This window comes from Paracoccus sp. (in: a-proteobacteria), assembly GCF_030604785.1.
Lineage (GTDB): Bacteria > Pseudomonadota > Alphaproteobacteria > Rhodobacterales > Rhodobacteraceae > Paracoccus.
Genome location: NZ_JAUVVF010000042.1, coordinates 21,583 through 27,582, shown reverse-complemented (window position 1 = coordinate 27,582; position 6,000 = coordinate 21,583). Strand labels below are relative to the sequence as shown.

Sequence of the window (6,000 nt, the reverse complement as noted above, 5' to 3'; positions counted from 1 at the left end):
CCCCCCCCCCCCCCCCCCCCCCCCCCCCCCCCCCCCCCCCCCCCCCCCCCCCCCCCCCCCCCCCCCCCCCCCCCCCCGTCGCGGGACGCAAAAGACCCCGCTGCCATGGCGGGTCGGCGGCGAAGGCCGCCGCGATGTGATCGACGAAGGCGCGCGTCTTGCGCGGCATCGGCCGGATCGGCGGCCAGACCACGCTGATCGGCAGCGGCTCGCGCACCAGATCCGGCAGGACCTGCACCAGCCGCCCCGTCCGCAGCGCGTCATGCACGATGAACAGGGGCAGCAGCGCCAGCCCCAGCCCGCCCACCGCCATATCGCGGATCGCCTCGCCGTTATTGGCCGAGACGCGCCCGCTGCGCGGCGGCGCGACCCCCTCTGCCCAGGGCCAGATCTCGCCCAGTCGCGCGTTCAGATAGCCGATTGCCTCGTGCCCGGCCAGATCGGCCGGCGTGTCGATCGCGCCGTGCAGCGCCAGGTAATCGGGGCTGGCGACCAGCACGCGAGGGTCCTCGCACAGGCGCCGCGCCATCAGGCTGCTGTCCTTCAGATGCCCGATCCGCAGCCCCAGATCGAAACCCGCCCGGCCCAGATCGGTATGGCGGTCATCGTAATCCAGCACGATCTCCAGCCCCGGATGGGCGCGCGCAAAGCCGGCGATGACCGGCCCCAGATGGCGGATGCCGAAACTCATCGGCGCGGCGATGGCAAGCCGCCCCCGCAGTTCGGCACCGGGGCCGGATGCGCTCTCGGTCGCGGCGACCAGTTCGGCCAGGGCCGGGCGCAGCCGCTCGGCCAGGGCCAGCGCGCTGTCCGTGGGGGTGATCCGCCCGGCATGGCGGGTGAACAGCGCGACGCCCAGGGCGGCCTCGAAATCGCTGATCCGCTTGCTGACCACGGATTTCGACAGATCCGCCCGCGCCGCCGCCCCCGAAATGCTGCCCGCATCCAGAACCGCCAGAAAGGTCTCGATATCCGTGATGCCCCAGCCCATGGGGAGACCCTATCACGACCGGATGGGTTCGCAAGAACCGAACGCGGCGTTGCCGGCCTGACGGGTGCCGCGAACGCCCGCCTTGGCCCATATTCGAGGGCAAGCACGCACAGGAGGCCCCCATGGAACTGACCGGAATCCATCATCTGACGGCGATCACGGCCGATGCGCCCGCCAACAACCGCTTCTATACCGAAACGCTTGGCCTGCGCCGGGTCAAGAAGACGGTGAACCAGGACGATACCTCGGCCTATCACCTGTTCTTCGCCGACGGGGCGGGCAGCCCCGGCACCGACATCACCTTTTTCGACTGGCCGGCCCCGCGCGAGCGGCGCGGCACGAACGCGATCACCCGCACCGGGCTGCGCGTCGCCGAGGACAGCCTCGATTACTGGGCCAGCCGCCTGAACGGGCTGGCAGGCAAGATCACCACCCTGGACGGCCGCCCCAGCCTTGATGTCGAGGACCCCGAGGGTCAGCGCCTGCGCCTGGTCGCCGCCCCCGATCCGCAGGGGCAGCCCTGGCAGGGCACCGACATCCCCGCCAAGCACCAGATCCGCGGCCTTGGGCCGATCACGATCTCGGTCCATGATCTTGCCCCGACCGAGGCGGTGCTGACCCGTGTGATGAACATGCGCAAGGTCCGCGACTATGCCAGCCCCGACGGGCAGGGCCAGGTCCATGTGTTCGAGATGGGTCCGGGCGGTGCCGCCGCGGAACTGCATGTGGCGGTCCAGCCGGGTCTGCCGCAGGCCCGTCAGGGCGCGGGCGGGGTGCATCACGTCGCCTTCCGCGTGCCGGACAATGCGGCGCTGACGGAATGGGCGCGCCATGTCGCCGGTTTCCGCGTCCCGAATTCCGGCGAGGTGGAACGCTTCTACTTCCGGTCGCTTTACTTCCGTGAACCGGGCGGCAATCTCTTCGAACTGGCCACGGACGGGCCCGGCTTCGATGTGGACGAACCGTTCGAGACGATGGGCGAATCCCTCTCGCTGCCGCCCTTCCTGGAAGGCAAGCGCGCGCAGATCGAGGCGGGGCTGAAGCCCTTGGCCTGACACGCCGCGCCTGGCGAAAGGAGACGCGATGACGACGATTCTGGGGATTTCGGGCAGTCTGCGGAAGCTGTCCTTCAATACCGGCCTTCTGCGCGCCGCGCAGGAGGTGGCGCCCGAGGGCGTCACGCTGCGGATCGGCAGCATCGCGGGGGTTCCTCTTTACGATGCCGATGACGAGGCGGCGCATGGCGCGCCCCCCGCCGTCATCGCCCTGCGCGAGGCGCTGGAACAGGCCGACGGGCTGTTGCTGGTCAGCCCGGAATACAACAACGGCATTCCCGGCGTCTTCAAGAACGCGATCGACTGGATGGGCAGCGGCAAGGCCGCCGCCCTGTTTCAGGGCAAGCCCGTCGCAGTGATCGGCGCCTCGCCCGGCGGCTTCGGCACGATGCTGGCACAGGCGCATTGGCTGCCCGTGCTGCGCGCGCTTGGCACGCGGCATTGGCAAGAGGGGCGGCTGCTGGTCTCCAAGGCGGGCGGCCTCTATGACGATCAGGGCAACCTGACCGACGAGGCGACGCGCCGCAAGCTGGCCGATTTCGTCGCGGGCTTTGCCGCCAGCATCGGGGGCCGTGCATGAGCCGACGCGGCATCGCCCATGTCGCGCTGATTGTCCGCGACGCCGACGCGATGGCGGCCTTCTACGAGAAGGCGCTTGGCCTTTCCCCGATGGGCGGCGACGGCGCACAGCGCGATCTGGGCGCGAGCGGCGATGTGCTGCTGCGCCTGATCGCCGATCCGGCCGCCCGCCCGCGCGATCCCGCGCAGGCAGGACTGTTCCACACCGCCTTTCTGCTGCCCGACCGGCCTGCCGTGGCGCGCTGGCTGCGCCATGCGGCCGGGATGGGGCTGCGCCTGACCGGCGCCTCGGATCACGGCGTTAGCGAGGCGCTTTACCTCGACGACCCCGAGGGCAACGGGATCGAGATCTACCGCGACCGCCCCACCACCGACTGGCGCCGTGACGGCGACCGGGTCGAGATGTTCACCGCAAGGCTGGACCTGAACGATCTGGCCTCGGCGGCGGACGGGGTGTGGCGGGGCGCGCCCGACGGCACGACCATCGGTCATGTCCATCTGCAGACCGGCGATCTGGACCGGGTCGAGGCGTTCCTGACCGGCGATCTGAGCCTGACGCGCAGTTTCGATGCGCCGGGGGGGCGCTGGTATGGCTGGGACGGCTACCACCATCATCTGGCCGCGAATGTGTGGAACAGCCGGGGCGCCGGAGCCCGCCCCTCGGGTCAGACAGGTCTGGCCCATGTCGCGCTGAGAGGCATGGCCGGGCCGGACCGCACCGACCCGTTCGGCATCCCTTTCCTGATGCAGGAATAAGGCCCCCCGTCGCCGGGGGCCCTTTTCTTACGCTTGCGCCATCCAGGCGCCGGCCGCATCCAGATCGGCCTGCGCCAGCTCGTGCCCGGCGGCGATCAGCCGCGCATCCAGATCGGCGCCCGAACGGGCAAGCCAATCGTTCAGCGCCGGGGCATGCGCGCCGTAAGGATCTCGCGCGCCCTGCAGGGTCAGCACCCGCAGCCCGGACAGATCGGCCTCGGGCACCGGGTCCAGCGCCAGCATCGGCCGCATCAGCACCGCCCGCCGGATCAGCCCCGGATGCAGCGCCATCACCGCGCCCGCGAAATTCGCGCCGTTGGAATAGCCCAGCACCGATATCCGCGCCGGGTCCAGGTCATAGGCCGACATGGCGCCCTGCCAGAAGGCCGCGAAGGCCTCGGCCTCGGCGCGGATGTCAGCCTGGTCGAACGTGGTCATCGACAGGCGGCGGAAGAACCGGGCCACGCCTTCCTCGGTCGACCGGCCGCGCAGGCCCAGCAGCGTGGCGCGGGGCGCGATCCGGTGGGCCAGAGGCATCAGGTCGGTCTCGTTCCCGCCGGTGCCGTGCAGCAGGATCAGGGTCGATCCGTCCGGGTCGTCGGGCGTGTGGATGCGGTGGATGAAGGGCAGGTCGCGCATGGGTCTCCTTTCCTCGCCCGGTCGGGCGAATTGCGGCAGGCGCAGCCGCAGGTCGGTCGTGTCACTGAAATGCGGCGGGACCTTCAGGGTCCGGCCAGGCTCGGTCTCGTCCACCGCCATGCCCGGCCCGTCGGTCGCCGCCTCGATCAGCAGTCCCGCCGGATCGCGCATGTAGAGCGAGGCGAAGTAAAGCCGGTCATGCGCCGTGGTGTTGTCCAGTTCGGCGGCATGAGCCTCCAGCGCGGCGCGGTCTGGCACGCGCAGGGCGACATGGTCAATCACCCCGGTGCCGGGAATACCCGGAACGAAGCCCGCCGCGTCGCGGATATCCAGCACGTCGCGGTCCGAGCGCAGGCGCGTGACGCCCCCCTCGGACCCCGCCGGGGCATAGCCGAAGCGCGCCAGAAAACCCGCCGTCGCCGCAGCATCGCCGGACCACAGCGTCACGCCCGCCAGATGCGCGGGCGGTGCGGGCCAGCCGGCATCGGCGATGTCCAGCCCCACCAGCTTGACGATGATCCCGTCCGGGTCGCGCAGCCGCAGGACCGGCGCGCCGAATTCGCGGACCGGCCCCTGCACCGACAGCCCGTGCTGCATCGCGCGGGTCAGCCAGTCGCCGATCCGGGCGCGGGGGATCGCCAGCGCGATCTCGGCGGCCTGTCCGTGGCCCACGCGGCCGGGCGCGCCGCCCTGCCAGACCAGAAAGCTGACCAGCGTTCCGGGCGCGCCCGTGGCATCGCCATAGAACAGGTGCAGCTGCTCGGCATCCTCGAAACCCGCCGTCTGCTTGACCAGCGACAGGCCAAGAAAGCCCATCCAGAAATCGACATTGGCCTGCACGTCGCGCGTGACGGCCGTCACATGATGAAGTCCACTCATGGCGACCTCCTTTCGGCGCCAAGATGACGCGCCGAAGCGTTCGCCGCCACCGGGTCGCACCCCAACCCGGCGTTCGGCCGGGGCGAACGCCTGCGCCCTTGCCCCTCGCCTCTGACGCGCCCACCCTTTGACCAACCGACAGGAGGAACGCATGAGCTGGAACCCCGCCCTGACCCCCGGCTGCCCCAACGATGTGGGCGCCGAAGCCATCGAGACCCTGATCATCCCCCGCGCCCGCGATCTGGGCGGGTTCGAGGTGCGCCGCGCCCTGCCCGCGCCCCGGCGCCAGATGGTCGGGCCCTTCATCTTCTTCGACCAGATGGGTCCGGCCGAATTCCTGACCGATCAGGGGATCGACGTGCGCCCGCATCCCCATATCGGGCTGGGCACGGTGACATATCTCTATCGCGGCAGCTTCCAGCACCGCGACAGCACCGGGGCCGACCAGATCATCACGCCCGGCGCGCTGAACTGGATGGTGGCCGGGCGCGGCGTGACCCATTCCGAACGCAGCCCCGATACCGTGCGCGCCGGTCCCAGCAGCCTGCTGGGCATCCAGACCTGGATCGCCCTGCCCGAGGAGGCCGAGGACATCGCCCCCAGCTTCGAACATCACGCCGCCGATGCCCTGCCCGAGATCCGCGATCAGGGCGTCACCGCGCGGCTGATCCTGGGCGATGCCTATGGCGAACGTGCCCCCGCCACGATGCATTCCGAGACCTTCTATCTGGACGTGGCGCTTCAGGCGCGGGCGCGCTTTCCGCTGCCCGACAACCACGAGGATCGCGGCCTCTACATCACCGAGGGCAGCGTCAGCGTGGCGGGCCAGGAATTCGAGGCCGGGCGCATGATGGTTTTCCGCCCCGGCGACCGGATCACCGTGCAGGCGGGCGACCGGGGCGCGCGGCTGATGGCGCTTGGCGGGGCCACGCTGAACGGGCCACGCCATATCTGGTGGAACTTCGTCGCCTCGTCCCGCGAACGCATCGAAGAGGCGAAACGCCAATGGCGCGAGGGGCGTTGGGGCGAGGGTCTCTTCGACCTGCCCGTGGGCGACCGCGACGACCACATTCCCCTGCCCTGACCCGGAAAGGCCCAGAC

Annotated in this window: 6 protein-coding genes; 4 read left to right on the top strand and 2 right to left on the bottom strand. The window is 70.6% G+C overall.

What is annotated here, in order from left to right; genetic code table 11:
* Window positions 1–991 (bottom strand): LysR family transcriptional regulator (locus QAR72_RS13100; protein WP_304617827.1); only part of this gene is annotated, 991 nt, incomplete at its 3' end.
* Window positions 992–1,113: 122 nt separating this feature from the next.
* On the opposite strand from QAR72_RS13100, the gene QAR72_RS13095 reads away from it, so the two are divergent.
* Genes QAR72_RS13095 through QAR72_RS13085 form a run of 3 tightly spaced genes read left to right on the top strand, consistent with a single transcriptional unit; the run spans window position 1,114 to window position 3,381 of the window.
* Window positions 1,114–2,046 carry a ring-cleaving dioxygenase gene (locus QAR72_RS13095; protein ID WP_304617826.1) on the top strand — a complete coding sequence of 311 codons (933 nt, stop codon included), beginning with the start codon at window positions 1,114–1,116 and terminating at the stop codon, window positions 2,044–2,046.
* Window positions 2,047–2,074: 28 nt separating this feature from the next.
* The gene (locus tag QAR72_RS13090) at window positions 2,075–2,626 is read left to right on the top strand and encodes an NADPH-dependent FMN reductase (protein ID WP_304617825.1); all 552 of its coding nucleotides are present in this window, start codon (window positions 2,075–2,077) and stop codon (window positions 2,624–2,626) included.
* Window positions 2,623–3,381, top strand: coding sequence for a VOC family protein (locus QAR72_RS13085; RefSeq protein WP_304617824.1), 759 nt, complete (start codon window positions 2,623–2,625; stop codon window positions 3,379–3,381). The genes QAR72_RS13090 and QAR72_RS13085 overlap by 4 nt, the downstream gene beginning before the upstream one ends.
* Before the next feature lie 27 nt (window positions 3,382–3,408).
* On the opposite strand, the gene QAR72_RS13080 is transcribed toward QAR72_RS13085, so the two are convergent.
* Entirely contained in the window at window positions 3,409–4,899 is a 1,491-nt protein-coding gene (locus QAR72_RS13080; protein ID WP_304617823.1) for a VOC family protein, read from the bottom strand.
* A 151-nt stretch (window positions 4,900–5,050) separates the two neighbouring features.
* Here QAR72_RS13080 and QAR72_RS13075 point away from each other — a divergent pair, with 151 nt between their 5' ends.
* A complete protein-coding gene (locus tag QAR72_RS13075) occupies window positions 5,051–5,983 on the top strand; it encodes a pirin family protein (protein WP_304617822.1) in 933 nt (310 codons plus the stop codon).
* Window positions 5,984–6,000 lie beyond the last annotated feature (17 nt).

Bases quoted from the DNA above. Each gene is read 5' to 3' on its own strand.
- QAR72_RS13080 (WP_304617823.1), bottom strand. From the start codon at position 4,899: ATGAGTGGACTTCATCATGTGACGGCCGTCACGCGCGACGTGCAGGCC.
- QAR72_RS13085 (WP_304617824.1), top strand. From the start codon at position 2,623: ATGAGCCGACGCGGCATCGCCCATGTCGCGCTGATTGTCCGCGACGCC.
- QAR72_RS13090 (WP_304617825.1), top strand. From the start codon at position 2,075: ATGACGACGATTCTGGGGATTTCGGGCAGTCTGCGGAAGCTGTCCTTC.
- QAR72_RS13075 (WP_304617822.1), top strand. From the start codon at position 5,051: ATGAGCTGGAACCCCGCCCTGACCCCCGGCTGCCCCAACGATGTGGGC.
- QAR72_RS13095 (WP_304617826.1), top strand. From the start codon at position 1,114: ATGGAACTGACCGGAATCCATCATCTGACGGCGATCACGGCCGATGCG.